A 20,286-nucleotide genomic window follows, 5' to 3' on the forward strand; every position below is an offset into this window, starting at 1 on the left:
GCCGGGCGCTACTGTCTCGGGCCCAGCACCTCGAACCGACCCGCGGCCGTGCGTCCGTTCAGGTCGGGCCGGTACATGTCCTCCACCGTTGCAGGCGGAAGCGCGAAGCGGCCCGGCACCGATGCGCGGGCGAGATAGGCAAAGGTGTAGCGGTCTCCGTTCAGCCGCGTCTCGTCCACGGCCACGACGAAGCGGTCATCGCGGAACTCGACGTGCTCCGCATTGTCGATGCTGTCGAGCCAGTCGAGCGCGCCGACGTCGCCGGAGCGCACCAGCCTCGGATTGTCGATGGTGAGCCCGGCCGGCAGCCGGTCCACCACCATGACACGCCCGCGTCCGGGCCGGTCGCGGGTCACCGTCAGCACCACCGCGAGACGGGTGTTCACCGCGACGCCGGCCGGATCGACGGAATTGCCGTCTAGGTCATAATAGGCGCGCGTGATCCGGTACCCCTGGCCCGTGGCCGGCTCGGGCACGGACGGCTTGCCGGTGACCGTGACAACCACGTCCTGTGCCGTCCCGCCCCGGTTTGCCAGCGACACCGGGTCGGTGAGCAGGTCTGCGCCGTCGAAGCGGCTCGCCAAGGCACCGCTGACCGCATTGCCGTTGAGGGCAAAGGCACTTTCCGCCGCTGTTTGCTGAAGCTCATGGCCCGCAAGCAGAAGCCAGGCCATGTCCTGCGTGGAGAGGCTGGACGCTGCATCCTGGCGGTTGCCTACCTGGCGCGCGAGCGCCGGCGTGTCGAGGCCGTCGACCTTCGCGCGGGTCGCATAGGCCAGAGCGCCGGCGGCATCGCGCAGGGCGGTCCCGTAGTCGTCCCGGTAGCCGATGGATTCCGGCTGCTCGGTGGCTCCGAGTGCAGCATCGAAGGCAAGCTTCGCCCGCGTCGTCTCGCCATACAGCGAAAGGGCCGCGCCGATCTGGGCCTTGGCCAGCGCGGAGCCGAAAGCATCGAGCTTCACATCGGCATAGTAGCGCAGGTCGCCGAGCGATGCGCGGCTCGCCCGGGCCAGAACATAGAGCGCATAGGCAATGTCCTCGCCGCCGCTCTCGAAGTCGGAGGCATAGGCCACCCGGTTCTCGAGATTGTCGAGGGCCGCGGTCATCGCGCGTTCCGGCACATCGTAATTGCGGTCACGGGCACGCAGCAGGAAGTCGGTGACATAGGCATCCAGCCAGGTGTCGCTGCCGCCGTAGCTGTTCCACAGTCCGAACGCCCCGTTCGACCCCTGATTGCCCAGCACGCGGCCGATTGCCGTCTGGACCCTCTCGCGCACGTCCACGTCGGTATCGAGGCCGGCGGAGATCGCAATTTCGTTGACATAGAGAAGCGGAAGGGCCCGCGATGCGGTCTGCTCCGTGCAGCCGTAGGGATAGCGGTCGAGCGCGGCCAGAAGCCCCGGCACATTGATGCGGGCAAGACCGCCGTTCGCCACGCTCACGCGCGCCGTGCGCGGCTGCAGCCCGGCAAGCGTTCCGGCATCCAGCATCAGACTGCCGCCGGCGGCGAGCGTCACATGGGAGCGCCGTGTGACGGGCGGCGTGGTGTCGCGTACGCCGAGCGCCAGCGTCTTCTCGCCGACCGGACCGTCCGGACCGCTCAGGCGCAGCACGACAGACGCGTCCCCCGGCAGGTCGCCGGCACGGATCGGAACGCGCAGGCTGCGGCGCTCCTCCGCCTCCAGACGCAGCTGGCGGCGGTTCGCTCCGAGATCGGTTGCGATCGGACCGGCGATCTCGGCGGTGATCTCGTAGTCGCCGGCCGCGCCCTCGACATTGTCGATCTCGACCAGCAGGCGCGAGTCATCGCCGGGCGCGAGGAAACGCGGCAGCGTGGCGGTCATCACCAGCGGATCGCGCACGGTGACGTCCCGCTGCGCCTCGCCGACGCCGCCGGCACTCCAGGCGACGGCCATCAGCTTGAGCGTTCCGTTGAAGTCGGGGACCTCGAAGGACACGGTCGCCCGCCCCTCGGCGTCCGTTTCGACGACACCGGAAAACAGCGCCACAGGGGCTTCCTGCGGCGGCGGCGCGCCGAGGTTCAGGCCCATGCCATCGCCGCCGGAGCGAACCCGCCCGCGCTCGCCGGCGGTCCTGTCGATCAGCTGACCGTAGAAGTCGCGAATGTCGACGCCGAGACGGCGCTGGCCGAAATACCAGCCGGACGGTTCCGGCGCCTCGAAACCGGTCAGGTTGAGAATGCCGACATCGACCGCCGCGATGGTAAGATAGGCGGGCTTTCCGGGCTCCTGCCCGGCAACGCGCACGCCGACGTCGAGCGTCGTGCGCGGGCGAATGCGCTCGGGTGCATCCAGCGACACCGTGTGCCGGCGCGCACCCGGATCGACCTTGAGCCACTGCAGACCGAGGGCCCGCGACGGCATGCGGTTTTCCTTCAGGTCCATCGGCTGCAACAGGGTCGCAGTCACATAGGCGCCGCTGCCCCAGTCGTCGGTGATCTCGAAGGAAACTTCGCTTTCGCCGGCTGTGACCGGCACGGTACGGCTTTCGATCAGACGGTCCGACATCACGGAGACTAGCGCGACGCCGTCGACCCGCGGCGTCATGCGCAGGGTCGCGGTTTCGCCGACGCGGTAGGCTTCCTTGTCGAGCCCGACTTCCAGCACGTCGGGCGTCTGGGAGGACGCGGAGGAAACATACCAGCCGGCGTTGAACTCCACGCTGGTCGCCATCCCGGAGCCGCTTCCGCCGGCGATTTCCAGCCGGTAGCGTCCCCAGTCGACGGGCACGGACAGACGCGCGGGCGCGCCGTCCGCAATCTCCAGCGTCCCGCTTTCCATGCGACGCGAGGTGGTTACCGGCTCGTAGGACCAGCGGCCGTCCGCGCGATACCATTGGTAGCGGGTGTCAAGCTTGGACAGGTTCCAGCTCACACCATCCGCCGCAATGCGCTCTCCCGACGGGGAGATCGCAACGATGTCGAATTCCGCCGGACCGCCTTCCTCGACACCGCCGTCAAACGCCGGCTTCACGCCGAGGCGCGGACCGTCGGGACGGATCGGCAGTTCCAGCCCGCGTTCGACGAACCGTCCGCCAGCCTCGACCAGACGCGTCACGATCCGCGCCCGGTATCCGGCTGTCGTGTCCTGCAACTCGGGGAGCGGAGGCACGAATTGCACCCGACCGTCCGCATCCGTCTCAAGACCGTCTGGAAGGCTGGCGCGATCCGGGAAGATCTGCTCGTCCGCCAGACCGAAGCTGTAGCCCGGATACCCCGGCATCTCGCGCGTCGGGGTGACGATGACCTCGCCCTCGAGGCGTTGACCGGAGGCCGGAGCGCCATAGAGGAACCGTGCGGTGATCGAGACCTCCGGAGGGCTGGCGGGATCGAAGGCCTCGGCTTCGGTTTCCGGCGTGTAGTCGACGCGCTCGGGCTGAAAATCCTCGACAAGGAAAGAGGTCTGTGCAAGGGGCGCGGCCTTCGGGTCGGCATGGACGCGCAACGTCCAGCCGCCCTGCTGGGCGCCGGCGGGAAGGTCCAGGGCATGCGCCCGTCCGCCCTCGCCCGCATCCGCGACCACGACCCGCAGATGCTCGACGCCGTCGGGCCGGTCGTAGATGAAGGTCAACGGAAGGCCGGCACGGGCATCGGCGTTGCGGTCGCGCGCCATGGCGCCGGCATGAACGGTCTCACCCGGGCGGTAGACCCCGCGATCGAGCCAGGCGAAGACATCGACAGGACCGGGTGCTGCACGTCCCGAAACGCCGCGGTCGCTGAGATCGAAGGCAGGCGCCGTGAGGTCGAGAAAGGCGTAGTCGCCCGCGCCGGTCTCGACGCTGACCAGCGCCGGTGCCAGTCCGCCGGTGCCGCGCGACAAGCCCGGAGCGAAACGGGCAAAGCCCTGCGCGTCGCTCTTCACCTCCCCAAGCAGGTCGTTGTTGACGGCGACCAGACGCACCGTCGCATCTGCCACCGCCGAGGCATCGGACAACGCGCGGACAATCACCGTGGCGCCATCGGCTCCCGAATAGGCGCTGATGCCGAGGTCCGAGACGAGGAACCATTGCGTCGCGCGCGGTCCCCACTCGTTCTTCTTGTCGGCGGCGGCGCGCGCGACCATCGCATAGATGCCGGGCTCCATCTCCAGCCCGAGATCCGTGACCGGGATTGCCGTGGTCACATCTGTGTTCAGCGGTGCGCGCGTCTCGATCTCGCCGCTCCAGACCTTTTCGCCATATTCGTCACGCAACTGGTCGGCGCGCGACGGATCGAGCTGCGACAACACGCGCCGGTCGCGCAGGGCCGGCGCAAGACCGCGCTCGCCGATCCTGTAGATCTCGGCCTCGACCGTCGAGGTGTTGACCGAAACGACCGGAATCGTGGCCCCATCGCCGGCGGGCAGCACATAGGCGCGCCCGAGGAAGCGAACGGACGGGCTGCGATCGCGCACATAGACGTTGAGCGAAGCCGACTTTTCCAGCGTCTCGCCATCCGCGGCGGGCACGCCCTGGCGCACCAGCACCGAATAGCGCTCGCCGTGACGGACGCCATCGATGCAGATCTGCGCCTCGTCGCCCTCGACCGAGAACGGGCCGGCGCCCGTCACGCGCACGAAGGGCTCCATGTCGGCGTTGCGCTGCAGCTTGTCGGAAAACACCACGCAGATCCGGGGCGTGGCCGAATCCGCATCGACCTGATGGTCGAGAATGCGAAAGCCGTGTTCCGCGACGAGCTGGTCGTACCGCTTGCGCAGACCCGGCTGCTCCTGAAGCGCGAGCGCTGCCCGCCAGGCCTTGATTGCCGGCCTGTAGAGCTGGCGCTTGACCAGCGAGGCGCCCAGGATCTCCAGCGCCGCCACCTGCTCGTCCGCGTTTGCCGCCGTCAGATAGGCGTTGATCGCGGCGGCGGTCGCATCCTCGCGCACGGCGTTGCGCCGCTGCCAGTCGTCCGGTTCCTGGCGCAGCAGGCTTTGCGACAGCCCGGACCAGAGGTCATGCCGATCTGGGGCAAGAACCAGGGCCCGGGCGAACCCGGCCTGGGCATCCTCCGCCGCGCCCCGCGCCAGGGCCTCGCGCGCGGCACTCATCTGCGCCGAAATCGCGCCCTCGCCTGCCCGGTACACACGCGGCAGCTGGCGCGCGAAGCTGGCAGCCGTATCCATGAACGTGCGCGGCAGATAGGAAAGGTCTGCCCCGCGCTCCTGCGCAAGGGTTTCATCCCGCGCCTCGACGACGACGACACGCCCGGCAACGGCGCCGGCAAAGCTCTGCAGGCTGCCAACGTCGGATTTCAGGAAGCACCATCCGGCGGAGGTGTTGAAAGTGAAGGCCTTGCACTGACGGTCGCCGACGCAAGCCGCCTTGCAGGCCTCGAGATCGACGTCCTTGAGCGTACGGTAGTCGCCTCCGAAATAGTCGGCCTCGTCCACCGTCACGATGCGGCGGTCCTGGGAAACCGCCTCACGCATCGCCCCGGGAAGGGCAAGTGTTGCCGCCATCGCCAGCATGGCAAGCGTCCGCAGACCCCGCGTTTCGCGCTTCGCGCACATGTGACGTCCGAACATGCCGACCTCCCGGGGAGTTTCTTTTCTCAATGTTCAATCGATCACGCAATCTTGACAAGTCCAAGACGCAATTCGCAAAAATCCACCGGGGCATGGGTCGCAGCCGGCCCGCTCCCTAGTCTCCGTCTGCGACGCTCGTGCGCCGCGCGTCCAGGGCGTCGGCAAGCCTGCGGACTTCTTCAACAAGCAGCTCGACGCCGGCGCGAAAATCCGGGTCGACGGGGGTACGCGCCGCGGCCCGTTCCTGTGCGACGGCTTTTTCGGAGACGCCATTTGCGCCGAAGGTCGCCGCCAGCGACCCGATCACGTGACTGGCCGCAGCCGTCGTCGCCGGATCCTCCGTGGTCGCGAGACGGTCTGCCTGTGCGCGCAAGTCGATCACGCATCGGGCGTAGATATTGTCGCGCAGATCTGGCGGCAGGTCCCGGTCCAGCGGCTGGAGCTTCTCGTCGTCGAAAAGCGTGTCCTGCAATGTCCGCTCCGCCTGGGATGCGGGCGAGAGCCAGCGCTCGCGGCCGGGCGCTCCACCGCCCAGGACCTCCGCAAGGGTCCGGCGCAAGGCCGCGGCATCCACCGGTTTCGTGACGAAGGCATTCATTCCGGCCTCGAGCGCTTTGTCGCGCTCCTCCACCAGCGCATGCGCGGTCAGCGCCACGATCGGCGTCGTCTCATGGCCGCCTTCGCCAGCGCGGATCCGTCTGGTTGCCTCGATCCCGTCCATCTCCGGCATCGAGACATCCATCAAGACCGCATCGAACACGTCGTGCTGCAACCGGTCCAGCACCTCCCTGCCGGTTTCCGCGGTGGAATACCGGCAGCCCCAGCGATCCAGCAGGTGCCCTGTCATCATTCGGTTCGTCGCATTGTCTTCGGCAAGCAGGATCATCGCGCCATGCAGGACGCGATAGTCCGGAGCCCGGTCCTCGGTCTCGGTCCCGGAGACCTCCAAGGCATCGGCGCGGGCCAGGTCGAGCGAGACGAGGAACCGGCTTCCTCCCCCCTCGCGCGGCTGAAGCGAGAGGCTGCCGCCCATCCCTTCCGTGAGTTCCAGGCTGATCGCAAGTCCCAGCCCCACGCCCTCGCCACGCGACCCCGTCCCCTCGCGACTGGTCACGAACCTTGAAAAGACCTTCGCAGGATCGGTCCCGGAAATGCCAACCCCGGTGTCTTCCACCTCGATCAGCAGCGGAATCAGATTGCTTGCGTCTTCTGCCGCGGTTTTCCTGAGGCCGACTTTCACGCTCACCCCGCCATGCGGGGTAAATTTCACCGCATTCGCCACGAGATTGATGAGCACCTGCCGGATGCGACCGGCATCGCCAACGAGCCCATCGGGAACATCCGGCGCGACATTGACGTCAAGGAACAGCCCTTTTTCGGCAACCTTGGCCGCAAACAGCGCCCGCACGGCCTCTACCAGCGCTGCCGGATCGAAGGGCGCATCGAAGAACGCAAGCCGGCGCGCCTCCAGGCGGGAGAAATCCAGGACGTCGTTAAGGATCTGAAGCAGCGCAAGTGCCGCGTCCCGGGCTGTTTCGGTATGGCGCTTTTGATCCGGCTGCAAAGGCGTATGCAACAGCAGGTCGAGAAGGCCAAGGACGGCATTGAGCGGGGTGCGGATCTCGTGGCTCATCATGGCGAGGAAGTCCGACTTCGCCCGGTCGGCCTCCTCCGCTTGCACCCGCGCCTCCTCAAGCGCCACCGTCTTGGCACGCTCCTGCGTGATGTCGCGCATGAAGGCGATGATGACAGGGCCGTTTTCTCCAAGCACCGAGTTGAACGCCACTTCCATCAGGATCTCGCCGCCGTCTCGGGTCAGCGCGCGCGCTTCTATCCGCACCCCTTCCGTGTCGAGATGGGGGGCTTGCAAAACGCTGCGGATCTGTTCGTCGTAGGCCCGCCGATGGCGTTCCGGAACAAGCAGCCCGCGTGCCGCAACACCCATCACATCCGCCCGCGCGTAGCCGAACACCCTTTCGGCCGCCGGATTGAACTCCAGGATATCCCCCTCGGCATTGACCACCACGATGGCGTCGAGCGCGCCGCCGACCACTGCCCGCAACTGTCCTTCGCTCTTGCGCAGAGCTTCCTCGCGACGCTTGAGCTCGGTGATGTCGATGCGAAAACCGACGGTCTGCCCATCCGGCATGCGGCGCTCGAAAACGCGAAGCCAGCGCCCGTCACCAAGATGCTGCTCGATCGGTTGCGATGGCGGCGAGCGATGGAGGCGCAACCGCTCGGCGATCCAGCCTTCGGGATCCTGAAGGGCATCGGCATACTGGCCAAGCGCCACGCCGTAGCGCAGCATTTCCTCAAATTGCTGCCCCGGCCGGATCGCCTCGGCGCTCAGGGAATAAAGGTCACGGTAGCGCTGATTGCAAATCACGAGGCGGTCGTCGGCATCGTAGAGAACAAAGGCGTCGGGAAGGGCTTCGATCGCCCCGCGCAAGCGCTCCTGAGCCTGGCGCAATTGCCGTTCGGTATCCTTGCGCCTGGAAATATTCCGCACCACCGCAACATAAAGCCGCGCCTTCGCGGTTTGCACGCTGTTGACCGCCAGTTCGACGGGGACACGGCCGCCGTCGAGCCTCAGTCCGTCGAACTCCATGGTCTGGCTTAAGGGCTCGGAGTCGCTCGGAGACGGAAACAGGTGAAACGCAATCGGCTCCACGTGTCCGGGCGTGGCGAACAGCGAAATCACGGATCGGCCCGCGAGCCCCGCGCGCTCATGCCCGAAGATGCGGTTCGCGGCGGGATTCGCACTCTCGATCACGCCTTGCGTGTCGTAGATCAACAGACCCTCACCGATGCTTTCGACAACCGTTCTGAGACGAGCGTCCCGTTCGCGCGTTTCGCGCTGGGCATTGGCGAGGTCTTCCAGACGCCGAACCTCCGCCTGCGCGGCGCCGGTCTTCAGCGTCGCCATCTCGCTCTGCCGCCTCTGGCGGTTCAACAGAATGCCAAGCAGGAAAATGCTGGTGAGCGCGGCGGTCACGGCCGACAATTCGATGGTGTCCTCCGCCCGCAGGGACAAATCGCCGATCCGCGACCGCCCGACGAGCATCCCGACACCCTCGGGCACCTCCCATTGCAACCGTTCCGGTTGCCCCGCCGCCATGCCACCCGCACCGTGGCAGGCAAGGCAGCCGCGGGTGTGTTCGAGCGGCACCGCCATGAAGAGATCGATGCCACCGTCCCGGCGAGCGCTGGTTGAAAACACGCCTTCCTGACGCTCGAATAAGGCGGCGCGCGCCCGCGACAGCGCATCGTCCTGCGGTGGCGATGGGATCTGCGGCCGCCTCGGTTCGACCGAATAGAGGATCCGCATCGCGACATCGACGTCCGGCGCATCGTCGGCCCCGTCCGCTTCGCCCCCAGGCGGCTGCTCCTTCGCATCCCGGGAAACCGTATGATAGAGGCCATGACGCTCGGCCATGCGCAACCGCGCTTCCAGAACCTGGTTCGCCTCGTTGATGAGGTCCACGCGCATATGGTCGACCACCACCCAGATGGCCGCCGCGCACAGGGCAAGGACACCTGCAATCAGGACCGCCGTGCGGACCGTAGGTCTGGTAGGTGCCGATGCCATTGCCGCGGCAGTCTCCTTTTTTCAGGCGGAACCGCGAAGTCCCGATTGGCGTCTCGGACATGGTGTCGGTTGCATGCAAGCCTAGCACGCGGCGCCGGTCGCTGCGCCATGACATCTGTATGTGTCGCCTGGGTATTTCGTCTGTATGTGGCGGTGCGAACGAAAGCGTGACGAGACACCCGCCGCAAGATCCTCTAACCAGACACCCGATCAAACTCCACGATACGAGGGCAGAATGCCAGACCTCAGCGACTTCCCCATCACCTCCCGCTGGCCCGCGACAATGCCGGACCGAATCCAGCTCTACTCCCTGCCGACGCCGAACGGCATCAAGGTCTCGGTCGCGCTGGAGGAACTCGGCCTCCCCTATGAGGCGCATCGCGTCTCCTTCGACACCAACGACCAGATGACGCCGGAATTCCTCTCGCTCAACCCGAACAACAAGATCCCCGCGATCATCGATCCCGATGGGCCGGACGGAGCGCCAATCGGCCTCTTCGAGAGCGGCGCGATCCTGATCTATCTTGCGGAAAAGACCGGCCGGCTGCTGCCCGGGGATCCGCGCCGGCGCTACGAGTGCCTGCAGTGGCTGATGTTCCAGATGGGCGGCGTCGGGCCGATGTTCGGGCAGTTCGGCCACTTCCACAAGTTTGCCGCCGACAAGGTGACGGATCCCTATCCGCGCGAGCGCTACCTCAACGAAACGAAGCGTCTGCTCGGCGTTCTGGAACAGCGCCTGGACGGGCGCGCCTACATCATGGACGACGACTACACCATCGCCGACATCGCGATCGTGCCATGGCTGCGCACGCTCGGCGGTTTCTATGAAGCGGGCGCCCTGTCCGGGCTCGACGCATTGCCCAGTGTGCAGCGCTGGATGAAGCGCTGCCTGGAGCGCCCCGCCTTCCAGCGTGGCATTGCCATCCCGGCATGAGGCAGGCCCGTTGCCGGCCGGCCGCTTTCAGGCATCAGGCCGGCAACGGGATCCCGGCCGAGGTTTCCGGCACATCGTAGCCGCGTTGAACGGCAGGACGGGCCGCGAGCTCGAGATACCAGCGACGCACGTTCGGGAAGGCGCCGAAATCGACGCCCTGCCACTGATACCGGCTCGCCCAGGGCCAGATCGCGATATCGGCGATCGAATAGTCGCCGGCGACGAACTCGTGCTCGCTCAGTTGCCTGTCCAGCACGCCATAGAGCCGGCGCGCTTCGTCCGCATAGCGCTCCTCCGCATAGGCGGCCTTTCCCGGATTGAAATGCAGGAAATGATGCGCCTGCCCCAGCATCGGGCCGAAACCGCCCATCTGCCACATCAGCCATTCGATGACCCGGAGCCGCTCGGGCCCCTCGCGCGGCAGGAGCCGGCCGGCCTTTTCCGCCAGATACAAAAGGATCGCGCCCGATTCCATCAGGCTGACGCCGGCCTCCCGGTCGACGATTGCCGGGATTTTTCCGTTCGGGGAGATATGGAGGAAGTTCGGCCGGTACTGCTCCCGGTTCAGGATATCGACCGGAAACACGGTGTAGGGCAGCTCGCATTCCTCCAGCATGATGGAGACCTTGCGCCCGTTGGGGGTTGTCCATGTGTACAGGTCGATCATTGCCGCTCCCCTGGCCTGGCGCTGCTGACGCCCGAAAGGTCCATTTCGACATAGACCCGCCGGCGGTTCAAGCCGGATGCCCGCGGCCATCCACGCGAATCGACAGCCCCTCACCGTCATTCAATTGACACGTAGTAGCCGGACCCAAGCCCGGTCCGTTCACGCTGAGTGGACAGTGAATTCAATAGGGCGTGCTTGATGATCGGCCCCGCACGGACGAAATGTGCAGCATGCCGCCGCGCTTGCGGTTCTGCCCAAGACACGACTTCAAGAGGGTTTGCATGACCAAGATCCGTACCGCCGCCGCACTCGCGGCGCTTCTCTTCGCCACCCCGCTCGCCGCCGAGCCCGTGGCCTATGACTTCGACAAGTCCCACGCCAACCTAGTCTTTTCCTACGACCACCTCGGCTACTCCACGACCGACGGCCGCTTCGGCGACTGGGACGGCGAGCTCCTGATCGATCTCGACACGCCCGCCAATTCCAAGATCTCCATGACGGTCAACGTCGAGAGCATCGACACTTTCTGGGCCGAGCGCGACACGCACCTGAAGAGCGCCGATTTCTTCGGTGTCGAAGAGCATCCAACCGCGACCTTCACCTCGACCAGCGTCGAGAAGACCGGCGAGACCACGCTGGCCGTTACCGGCGACCTGACGATCAAGGGCATCACCAAGCCGGCGACCTTCGACGTGACGGTCAACGCCCAGGGCGAACATCCGATGGCGAAGGTGCCGGCCGTCGGTCTCGACGCGACGACGGTGGTGAAGCGCACCGACTATGGAATGGACATGTATGTGCCTTATGTCGGGGATGAGGTGACGATTTCCTTCAGCGCCGAAGCGCTGCAGGCAAAGTAAACGCCCGCACTTTCGGGCACGCGGGCGAACACCCGCCCGCGTGCCCGTATCCGGACCCGGCAGCGCGTCCCCAAGGAGGCCATGATGCAGATCCGCAATACGTCCAAGGGATATGGCAGTGTCGCCATCGCATTTCACTGGACCATGGCCGTGCTGATGATCGGCCTGTTCGCGGTGGGCAAATACATGACCGGCCTGGACCCGACCGCGCCGGACACTTTCGCGATCTATCAGTGGCACAAGTCCTTCGGATTTCTGGTGCTCGGCCTTGCCGCGCTCCGGCTAGTCTGGCGGTTCGCCAATCCGTCTCCGGCCCTTCCAAAGGAGATGCCGGCCTATCAGCGCACGGCCGCACATCTCGGCCATGCCGGGCTCTATGCGCTGCTCTTCGCCTTGCCGATCTCCGGCTGGCTGATGGTCTCCGCCTCCCCCTGGGGCATCCCGACCGTGCTCTTCAACGTGATCCCGGTTCCGCATCTGCCCGTACCTGAGATGTTGGGGACGAAGGCACAGGCGGAAAACCTCTTCAAGGAGGTTCACGAACTTCTCGGGTTCGCCCTTCTCGCGCTTTTCGTCGCGCATGTCGCGGCGGCCTTGAAGCATCATTTCATCAACCGCGACGCGGTCTTCAAGCGCATGATTTCGACGGCGCCCGCACGCGCCGAGACGCCTCGCCGGAGCTGACCGCCCGGATTGCGGACCGTCAAAAACGCTCAGGAGTTACCATGACCCTATCTTGCGCACTGACGCGACTGGCTCTCGCGGCAGGTCTTTTCGCCCTTGTTGCCGGTCCGGCAACGGCCGCAAATTGGACCGTCGACCGGGAGGCCAGCAAGATCGCTTTCGTCGCGCAGCAGAACGGCGCACCCGTCGAAGGACGTTTCGAGGACTGGAGCGCCCGGATCCGGCTCGACCCGGAAGCGCTGGAGGACGCGGAAATTTCCGCAACCGTGCGTCCCGGCTCGGCGCAAACCGGCCAGCCGCAGATCAACCAGACCCTGCCCGGGGCCTCATGGTTCGACACTTCGAGCCATCCGGAAGCGACCTTTACCTCGCAGGACATCGTCTCCACCGGCGACAACGCCTATGAGGCGCGCGGAACCTTGACCATCAAGGGCACAAGCCAGCCCTTCGTCCTGCCCTTCACGCTGACCATCGACGGCGACACGGCGCGCGCGGAAGCGCAAGTCTCGCTGGCCCGAATGCTCTTTGGTGTCGGCACGGATGTCGCCCCGCCGGCGGTCGCCGATCCCGTGACCGTGACCCTTGAGATCACGGCGACCCGCTAAGGCCGGTCGCCGTGCTCACCGGATATGAAAATCTGAAGGCGTGTCCCTTGGCGCGGGCTCCCCGATTGGCGTAAAAGGCGGCACCCTCTTTCCCCTAGATGCAGGTCAAGGTCCGCCATGTCCGAACAAAAGTCCCCCGCCTACCGTCATGCCTCGCTGTTTCCGCTGACCGAGGACACGACGCCCTACCGCAAGCTGTCCGGCGACCATGTGCGCGTCGACAGCTTCAACGGCGAGGACGTGCTGGTAGTCGAGCCGGAAGGGCTGCGCCTCCTGGCCGAGGAGGCCTTTGCCGACATCAACCACTTCCTGCGACCGGGCCATCTCGCGCAGTTGCGCAAGATCCTCGACGATCCAGAGGCAACCGAAAACGACAAGTTCGTCGCCTTCGACCTGTTGAAGAACGCCAATATCTCGGCGCACGGCGTATTGCCGATGTGCCAGGACACGGGCACGGCGATCATCATGGGCAAGAAGGGGCGCCGCGTGTGGACCAATGGCGCGGACGAGGCGAAGCTGGCGGAGGGCGCGCGCGACGCCTACTTCAAGAAGAACCTGCGGTATTCGCAGCTCGCACCGATTTCCATGTTCGAGGAGAAGAACACCTCCAACAACATGCCGGCCCAGGTCGAGCTCTACAGCGAGGGCGAGGACGCCTACAAGTTCCTGTTCATGGCGAAGGGCGGCGGGTCGGCCAACAAGACCTTCCTCTATCAGGGCACGCCATCGCTGCTGACTCCCGAGCGGCTGATCGATTTCATCAAGGAAAAGATCCTGACGCTCGGCACGGCGGCCTGCCCGCCCTATCACCTGGCCATCGTCATCGGCGGCACATCGGCGGAAATGACGCTGAAGACGGTGAAACTTGCCTCCGCACGCTATCTGGACGGTCTGCCGGATGCCGGCTCGGAGCTTGGCCACGCCTTCCGCGACCACGAAATGGAAGCGCAGATCCACAAGCTGACGCAGGACACCGGCGTCGGCGCGCAGTTCGGCGGCAAGTATTTCTGTCACGACGTGCGTGTGATCCGCCTTCCGCGACACGGCGCGTCACTGCCGATCGGCATCGGTGTCTCCTGTTCCGCCGACCGTCAGGCGCTGGGCAAGATCACCAAGGACGGCATCTTCCTGGAGGCGCTGGAGCGCGAGCCGGTCAAATATCTGCCGGAAGTGACCGACGAAACCCTGTCCGACCACGTGGTCAAGATCGATCTCACCCGGCCGATGCCGGAGATCCTGCAGGAACTCTCCCGCCACCCGATCAAGACCCGCCTGTCGCTGACCGGCCCGGTGATCGTCGCCCGCGACCTGGCACATGCCAAGCTGCGCGCGCGCCTGGAAGCCGGCGAACCGCTTCCGGACTATTTCAAGCAGCATCCGATCTATTACGCCGGACCTGCGAAAACGCCGGAAGGCTATGCCTCCGGCTCCTTCGGCCCCACGACCGCGGGGCGCATGGATGCCTATGTCGACCAGTTCCAGGCGGCCGGCGGCTCCATGGTGATGCTCGCCAAGGGCAACCGCTCGGCCCAGGTGCGCCGCGCCTGTCAGGCGCATGGCGGCTTCTACCTCGGCTCGATCGGCGGCCCCGCCGCCCGCCTCGCCCAGGACTGCATCAAGAAGGTCGAGGTCGTCGAGTTCGAGGAGCTCGGCATGGAAGCCATCTGGCGAATCGAGGTCGAGGACTTCCCCGCGTTCATCGTCATCGACGACAAGGGCAACGACTTCTTCAAGGAACTCAATCTCGGTTGAGCCGACCGCATCGGGACACATCCTCACAAGGATGTGATCCCGGTCACGTCCTCACGCCAAAATTTCGCTACGGTTGTTCCACGACGGCCCTTTGCATTAACCGCTTTGCAAGGGACAATGCCGATCATCGTTAATGGACCGCCGACCGCTGGGAGGATGGTTTGATTGACCACCGGATGGGGATCTTGAGATGCGTTTCTTTCGTTTGCTAGCAATAACCGTGGCTGCGGCGGTCGTCGCCACGCCAGCGCTCGCCGCCCGTTACTTCGACCCGGCGACCAAACAGTGGATCGACTACAGCGCCTATGGCGCGCCGAGCGGCAAGTCGCCGATCCCGCGCAAGCGGGTCAGCTATGACGGTCCGTATGGCCCCGGCACGATCATCATCGACACCAGTGAGCGCCGCCTCTATCACGTTCTGGGCAACGGACGCGCCATGAAATACGGCATCGGCGTCGGCCGCGAGGGCTTCCAGTGGGCCGGCACCCAGCGCATCACCCGCAAGGCGGAGTGGCCGGGCTGGACGCCGCCGCCGCAGATGCGCGCCCGCGAGCGCCGCAAGGGCCGGATCCTGCCCGCCCACATGCCGGGCGGACCGAACAACCCGCTGGGTGCGCGCGCCATGTATCTCGGCAGTACGCTCTATCGCATCCACGGCTCCAACGAGCCCTGGACCATCGGCACCGCCGTTTCGTCCGGCTGCATCCGCATGGCCAACGACGATGTGAAGCACCTGTATGACAATGTCCCCGTCGGGACGAAGGTCGTCGTCAAGCGCTGATACAGCGCCACCGCCGCAAGGCGCCATCAAACCTGTTGCAAGAGGGCCGGTTTTCGCCGGCCCTTTTTGTTGCCCCGCCCCTTATGGCGCAGCGCGCCGCCAGCACTGCAGCGACTCCCCCGCGAACTAAAAAGGCGCTAACCTTCAGCCGGCAAACCAGGATCGGCGGAGGTCGGGATGAGACATCGCGCAAGATGCACATCAATGCCGCATGCGGGCGCAAGGGCAATCCACGGCCGCGGCCCAAACGTCACAAGACGACTTTGGCTGCTTGTCAGCGCCGCCCTGCTCCTTCCCGCGGTTGCACAGGCAGACCCCGCGCTTGAAAGCCGCGGCAAGGCGCTGTCACAGCTCCACTGCGCGCGCTGCCATGTGGTCTCGCCCGACGACAGGATGAGTGGCATTTCCTCAACGCCGTCCTTCATGATCATGGTGAAGGCATTGTCGGACTGGCGCGACCGCTTCGAGACATTCTATGCCCGCCGGCCGCATCCCGCGCATGTCCGGCTCGACACGGACGACGCGCGTCCCCCCGATCAACCGGCGACGATCAAGGAAGTGGTGCTTCAGGCCGAAGACATCGACGCGATCGTCGCCTACGCCCAAAGCCTGGACGCCAACTGACCGCCCATGCGAAGTGCGACCGGAAACCAACCGGCGCGTCAGCCGAGAACCACGACCTTCGCCCCGACCTTGACCCGCGAATGCAGGTCGATGACGTCCTGCTGCCACATGCGGATACAGCCGGAAGACGCGTTGGTGCCGATACTGCGCGGCTGGTTCGTCCCGTGAATGCGGTAGAGCGTGTCGACGTTGCCCTGCCAGAGATACAGCCCGCGCGCCCCGATGGGATTGCTCGGCCCGCCATCCTGGCCGTCGCGGTATTTCTCCAGCTTGGGATCGCGTTCGATCATCTCGTCGGGCGGAAACCACTTCGGCCATTCACGCTTGAAGCGGATCGTCGCATCGCCCGACCAGGCAAACCCGGCCCGTCCGACGCCGATGCCGTAGCGCAGCGCCCGCCCTCCCGGCTGGACCAGATACAGGAACTTGTTTTTCGGATCGACGATGACCGTGCCCGGCTCTTCCGAGGTGATGTAGCGAACCGACTGGCGAAGGTATTTCGGATCGAAGTCCTGCCAGGGAATGGCCGGAATGCGAAAGCCGCCGTCGGTGCGCGCCGCATAGGCGAGCGCATAATCCGGCGCGCCGTCGGCGCGCGGGGTCAAGCCCGCGGCTTCGATCGACCGCCCCTTTGTCTGACACGCCGCAAGCAGCAACGGCAGGCCGGCGATGAGCGCGCGGCGGCTCAGGAGGCCCGGTTCGAGAGGACGACGTGAAAGACGTTGGCGCACGACACAGGTCTCCGGTGGAAGCAGCCCCGAATTATTGGCCTGATTCCGCGCCCTTGTCGACGTACGGCCCGACGCCCGGTCCTCATTTTCGATGTTTGGGATCCCGTGACAGTCCCTTTGCCTCGAGATCCTTCAGGTATCCGCCCCACATCTCGTCCCGGTCTCGGGCAAGCTTCAGGAAATAGTCCCAGGAAAAGATCCCCGTATTGTGCAGGTCGTCGAAGTGAATGCGCACGGCATAGTTTCCGACAGGCTCGATCTGCATGATGCCGACGTCGCGCTTGCCCGGCACTGTCTGCTTTTGTGCCGGCGAATGGCCCTGCACCTCGGCGGAGGGCGAACACACCCGAAGATACTCGGCGTCGAAGGTGTGGCTTTCCCCGGTGTCGAAGGCGACGGTCAGCTGCTTCTTGTCCTTGGCGAGGCGGATCTCTGTGGGCCAGGGCTTGCTGTCGGTCACGGGTTGCGTCCTCTCACTCGAAAAAAGCCCCATCCGGGGCCGGGAACATGGTCCGGACCATAGCGTTTCGATGGCTGGCGGCAAGTCCGCAACCACAAGGGTCTCAGGGCTTCGCGGTCTGGACGCCGGAAAGCCGACACTCCTCCCTTACGGCAATTGACGCCGGGCGTCATTCCGCTACCTTGCCAAGAACAAACGGATGCCGCGCCCTGGGCGACAGGCAGGAGATCGGGAATTGGCAGCTCCGCGAGGACGCGCCATCACCCAGTTGAGGAAACGGACATGCCCCAGCCGATGATCGACCCCTTCGGACGAGAAGTCAGCTATCTGCGCGTATCGGTGACCGATCGCTGCGACTTCCGCTGCGTTTACTGCATGGCGGAGGACATGACCTTCCTGCCCAAGCGCGAAGTGCTCAGCCTCGAGGAACTCGACCGCCTGTGCTCCGCCTTCATCGAGAAGGGCGTTCGCAAACTGCGGCTGACCGGCGGCGAGCCCCTGGTGCGCAAGAACATCATGAGCCTTATCCGCAGCCTGTCGCGCCATCTCGACAGCGGCAAGCTGGAAGAGCTGACCATCACCACCAACGGCTCGCAGCTCTCCCGGTTCGCCCAGGAGCTCTACGATTGCGGCGTGCGACGCATCAATGTCTCGATCGACACGCTGGACACGGCGAAGTTCAAGACGATCACGCGCTGGGGCGACCTCGGCAAGGTGATGGACGGGCTTCGCGCCGCGACCGCCGCCGGGCTCAAGGTGAAGATCAACATGGTCGCGCTCAAGGGCGTCAACGAGCACGAGATCGTTCAGATGATGCGCTGGTGTCACGAGCAGGGCTACGACCTGACGCTGATCGAGACCATGCCGCTCGGCGAGATCAACGAAGACCGCACCGACCAGTATCTGCCGCTGTCCACGGTGCGCGAGCGCATCGCCGCGGAATTCACGCTCACCGACATCCCCTACAAGACCGGCGGACCCGCCCGCTACGTCAGCGTGGCGGAGACCGGAGGCCGCGTCGGCTTCATCACGCCGATGACCCACAATTTCTGCGAAAGCTGCAACCGGGTGCGCGTCACCTGCACCGGCATGCTCTACATGTGCCTCGGGCAGGACGACAGCGCCGACCTGCGGGCAGCCCTTCGGGCCTCGGAAAGCGACGAGTTGCTGAACGACGCCATCGATGAGGCGATCGGGCGCAAGCCCAAGGGGCATGATTTCGTGATCGACCGGCAGACCCGCCAGCCGGCCGTGACCCGGCACATGAGTGTGACCGGCGGCTGAGTGCGGCCATGCAGAAAACCGACAGTGGATCGAAGCGCGCGCTGCTTGACCGGCCGGCGACGCGGCTATCCGCGCTCGCGGTCGCGGTCCTTGCGGTCCTCGCCATCGTCTGGATCGGGCGCGTCGGCTTCGCCGGCGTGGCGCTGACGCCGTTCGAGCACCTCGCGCCGGCTGACGACACGGGCTCTGCCGACAACCCGCAACTTGCCGCTTGCCTGAAGGAGCGGGTCGGGGCCGTCGACCAGATGCGGGCGGATGCGGTGATCGACGACGGACAATACGGGACGTTCAAAGCCCGAGCCGTCAGCTATTGCCAGGCACAATTTCCACCGCAATAGCAAACGCCAGGGCGAATTCAGCAGGCCCCGGGTGACAATCCACGTCAGCTGAAGCGCATCCGTCGGCGCGCCGGGCGCGCGGGTGGCTCCGGCCGCGATGCCTCGGCCCGCTCTCCTTGATCATCGCTGGGCGATCCGTCCCGCAAATCCGGAACAGGCTCAGCCGGTGACGCCGCACCAATTGCCCCTGCTGGACCGGACGGCGCATCGCCTTGCGCCAAGTCAGATGACCCATCGGCTGCGTCCGCCTGATCATCCACCCCGGATTGCGTATCCGGAACGGTGCCCTTTTCGTGTTCTGCGCCGTCTTCGCCCTGAACCGCCCCGGCGACGTTTGTCGCTTCATCAACGGCCGGTTCAAGCGGAGGTGCCTCACTCTCCGCTGCCGCCTTCGCGGTGGCTTCGGCCTTGTCCCGCTCCTCCATCCAGCCGTAGCCGTTGCCGACCTTCCAGGAGGTCTTCAGGCCTTCGACCAGAGTTTCGACGGTACGGAAGTCCTCGTCATAGTCGTTGAGACCATCGACACAGGCGAGAACCGGGTTGGATCGCCACAACTTCCGCAGTGCTGCGTTTTTCAGCTGCTTTGAAACACCTTCTTTCAAGAAGACCGAATAATCGGAGTCGAACGCCAAGGTCTCCAGGTCGACTTCTTCAGCGGCCGACTGGTTTTCCTCGCGAACCCGCGCCGCCTCGGCGACTTTGTCCGCCTGCTCCTCCGGCGCCGGCGCCAAGCGCGTTTCATCGCGCTCGCGTTCCTGGCGCACCGCCCGTTTGCGCTGAGACCAGCGGCTCAGAAACCCGGCCTCCTCGTCGCCGGTCATCCCCTTGCCCGATGATGTCTTTCCCGCCGTGTCCCTGCCGTTTGCGCTCATGATCCGTCCTCTTCCGACCGGCCGTCGGGGTTGAAGATCGGGGCCTTTCCGAAAATCTGCCGTTCCTCGACCGCCTTCGTCCGGCGCCGTTTCCTGAAAGCAGGCGCCTCGGGAATCGCGGTCAGGAACCGCGCCATCCAGGCGACCGTCGCAGGCGGCATGGGCACCCGTTCGACCAGACTGTCGGGGCGCTCCAAAAAGCCTTCCGCCTCATAGGGATCAGCGGTCAGGCCAAAGACGCGCCATCCCGGTTCGGCGCCACTGTCGCTTGCTTCCAGCAACGCCCAGACGCAGGGCGCGCCGGTTTCGATATTGCTGTCATAGGCCTCGACCATCTTGTGATGCAGCGTCAGCGCATGCGGCGCCGACAGATACCGCACCGTCTCCCCGTCCCGGGCGATTTCGCGCCAGCCGTGGGTTTCGGGAGGATCCGCGACCACTTCCGGCACGGCCCAGACCCAGTCCACCCACCGCGATGTCGCCGGTCGCCGTTCGAGAACGACGCCGAGCATGGCCGACACTTCCCGTTCCACGCAAAACTCCCAAAATCCGTTGACCCGCATCGGCGACACGGGCCTCT

Annotated in this window: 16 protein-coding genes; 9 read left to right on the top strand and 7 right to left on the bottom strand. The window is 65.6% G+C overall.

Going from position 1 to position 20,286, the window contains the following annotated elements:
* Positions 1-8 precede the first annotated feature (8 nt).
* A complete protein-coding gene (locus LC092_RS00825) occupies positions 9-5,525 on the bottom strand; it encodes an alpha-2-macroglobulin family protein (protein WP_224804097.1) in 5,517 nt (1,838 codons plus the stop codon).
* Positions 5,526-5,640: 115 nt separating this feature from the next.
* Entirely contained in the window at positions 5,641-9,114 is a 3,474-nt protein-coding gene (locus LC092_RS00830) for a PAS domain S-box protein (protein ID WP_224804099.1), read from the bottom strand.
* A gap of 235 nt (positions 9,115-9,349) precedes the next feature.
* Here LC092_RS00830 and LC092_RS00835 point away from each other — a divergent pair, with 235 nt between their 5' ends.
* Positions 9,350-10,048 (top strand): glutathione binding-like protein, encoded by a 699-nt coding sequence (locus LC092_RS00835; RefSeq protein WP_224804100.1) that lies wholly within the window; start codon positions 9,350-9,352, stop codon positions 10,046-10,048.
* A gap of 34 nt (positions 10,049-10,082) precedes the next feature.
* Here LC092_RS00835 and LC092_RS00840 read toward each other — a convergent pair whose 3' ends face one another.
* On the bottom strand, positions 10,083-10,715 hold the full coding sequence (locus LC092_RS00840; RefSeq protein WP_224804102.1) for a glutathione S-transferase family protein: 633 nt from the start codon (positions 10,713-10,715) through the stop codon (positions 10,083-10,085).
* 281 nt (positions 10,716-10,996) lie between these two features.
* Here LC092_RS00840 and LC092_RS00845 point away from each other — a divergent pair, with 281 nt between their 5' ends.
* From LC092_RS00845 to LC092_RS21315, 6 genes are all read left to right on the top strand, one after another.
* Entirely contained in the window at positions 10,997-11,575 is a 579-nt protein-coding gene (locus LC092_RS00845; protein ID WP_224804104.1) for a YceI family protein, read from the top strand.
* An 84-nt stretch (positions 11,576-11,659) separates the two neighbouring features.
* Positions 11,660-12,259, top strand: coding sequence for a cytochrome b (locus tag LC092_RS00850; RefSeq protein WP_224804106.1), 600 nt, complete (start codon positions 11,660-11,662; stop codon positions 12,257-12,259).
* 41 nt (positions 12,260-12,300) lie between these two features.
* Positions 12,301-12,864: a YceI family protein gene (locus tag LC092_RS00855; RefSeq protein WP_224804108.1), complete on the top strand. Its 564-nt coding sequence runs from the start codon at positions 12,301-12,303 to the stop codon at positions 12,862-12,864.
* A 117-nt stretch (positions 12,865-12,981) separates the two neighbouring features.
* Positions 12,982-14,616, top strand: coding sequence for a fumarate hydratase (locus LC092_RS00860; RefSeq protein WP_224804111.1), 1,635 nt, complete (start codon positions 12,982-12,984; stop codon positions 14,614-14,616).
* A gap of 190 nt (positions 14,617-14,806) precedes the next feature.
* On the top strand, positions 14,807-15,397 hold the full coding sequence (locus LC092_RS00865; RefSeq protein ID WP_263626943.1) for a L,D-transpeptidase: 591 nt from the start codon (positions 14,807-14,809) through the stop codon (positions 15,395-15,397).
* Positions 15,398-15,601: 204 nt separating this feature from the next.
* Positions 15,602-16,021, top strand: a complete 420-nt coding sequence (locus LC092_RS21315) for a c-type cytochrome (protein WP_412103498.1) — start codon at positions 15,602-15,604, stop codon at positions 16,019-16,021.
* 38 nt (positions 16,022-16,059) lie between these two features.
* Here LC092_RS21315 and LC092_RS00875 read toward each other — a convergent pair whose 3' ends face one another.
* Together LC092_RS00875 and LC092_RS00880 are read right to left on the bottom strand one after the other, a co-directional pair.
* Positions 16,060-16,752 carry a L,D-transpeptidase gene (locus LC092_RS00875; protein WP_224804117.1) on the bottom strand — a complete coding sequence of 231 codons (693 nt, stop codon included), beginning with the start codon at positions 16,750-16,752 and terminating at the stop codon, positions 16,060-16,062.
* 82 nt (positions 16,753-16,834) lie between these two features.
* Positions 16,835-17,245, bottom strand: coding sequence for a gamma-butyrobetaine hydroxylase-like domain-containing protein (locus LC092_RS00880; protein WP_412103499.1), 411 nt, complete (start codon positions 17,243-17,245; stop codon positions 16,835-16,837).
* A gap of 249 nt (positions 17,246-17,494) precedes the next feature.
* On the opposite strand from LC092_RS00880, the gene moaA reads away from it, so the two are divergent.
* On the top strand, positions 17,495-18,496 hold the full coding sequence (moaA, locus tag LC092_RS00885; protein WP_224804122.1) for a GTP 3',8-cyclase MoaA: 1,002 nt from the start codon (positions 17,495-17,497) through the stop codon (positions 18,494-18,496).
* Positions 18,497-18,504: 8 nt separating this feature from the next.
* Positions 18,505-18,834, top strand: a complete 330-nt coding sequence (locus LC092_RS00890) for a hypothetical protein (RefSeq protein ID WP_224804124.1) — start codon at positions 18,505-18,507, stop codon at positions 18,832-18,834.
* Positions 18,835-18,878: 44 nt separating this feature from the next.
* Here the strand turns inward: LC092_RS00890 and LC092_RS00895 are convergent, their stop codons facing one another.
* Entirely contained in the window at positions 18,879-19,706 is an 828-nt protein-coding gene (locus tag LC092_RS00895; protein ID WP_224804127.1) for a DUF3306 domain-containing protein, read from the bottom strand.
* Entirely contained in the window at positions 19,703-20,239 is a 537-nt protein-coding gene (locus LC092_RS00900) for a DUF3305 domain-containing protein (RefSeq protein ID WP_224804129.1), read from the bottom strand. The genes LC092_RS00895 and LC092_RS00900 overlap by 4 nt, the downstream gene beginning before the upstream one ends.
* Positions 20,240-20,286: the final 47 nt, after the last annotated feature.

Origin of the sequence: Stappia stellulata, assembly GCF_020176715.1 — a bacterium.
Lineage (GTDB): Bacteria > Pseudomonadota > Alphaproteobacteria > Rhizobiales > Stappiaceae > Stappia.

Bases quoted from the DNA above. Each gene is read 5' to 3' on its own strand.
- LC092_RS00840 (WP_224804102.1), bottom strand. From the start codon at position 10,715: ATGATCGACCTGTACACATGGACAACCCCCAACGGGCGCAAGGTCTCC.
- LC092_RS00895 (WP_224804127.1), bottom strand. From the start codon at position 19,706: ATGAGCGCAAACGGCAGGGACACGGCGGGAAAGACATCATCGGGCAAG.
- LC092_RS00880 (WP_412103499.1), bottom strand. From the start codon at position 17,245: ATGGGGCTTTTTTCGAGTGAGAGGACGCAACCCGTGACCGACAGCAAG.
- LC092_RS00830 (WP_224804099.1), bottom strand. From the start codon at position 9,114: ATGGCATCGGCACCTACCAGACCTACGGTCCGCACGGCGGTCCTGATT.
- LC092_RS00890 (WP_224804124.1), top strand. From the start codon at position 18,505: ATGCAGAAAACCGACAGTGGATCGAAGCGCGCGCTGCTTGACCGGCCG.
- LC092_RS00845 (WP_224804104.1), top strand. From the start codon at position 10,997: ATGACCAAGATCCGTACCGCCGCCGCACTCGCGGCGCTTCTCTTCGCC.
- LC092_RS00855 (WP_224804108.1), top strand. From the start codon at position 12,301: ATGACCCTATCTTGCGCACTGACGCGACTGGCTCTCGCGGCAGGTCTT.
- LC092_RS00850 (WP_224804106.1), top strand. From the start codon at position 11,660: ATGCAGATCCGCAATACGTCCAAGGGATATGGCAGTGTCGCCATCGCA.
- LC092_RS00835 (WP_224804100.1), top strand. From the start codon at position 9,350: ATGCCAGACCTCAGCGACTTCCCCATCACCTCCCGCTGGCCCGCGACA.
- LC092_RS21315 (WP_412103498.1), top strand. From the start codon at position 15,602: ATGCCGCATGCGGGCGCAAGGGCAATCCACGGCCGCGGCCCAAACGTC.
- LC092_RS00825 (WP_224804097.1), bottom strand. From the start codon at position 5,525: ATGTTCGGACGTCACATGTGCGCGAAGCGCGAAACGCGGGGTCTGCGG.
- moaA (WP_224804122.1), top strand. From the start codon at position 17,495: ATGCCCCAGCCGATGATCGACCCCTTCGGACGAGAAGTCAGCTATCTG.
- LC092_RS00860 (WP_224804111.1), top strand. From the start codon at position 12,982: ATGTCCGAACAAAAGTCCCCCGCCTACCGTCATGCCTCGCTGTTTCCG.
- LC092_RS00865 (WP_263626943.1), top strand. From the start codon at position 14,807: ATGCGTTTCTTTCGTTTGCTAGCAATAACCGTGGCTGCGGCGGTCGTC.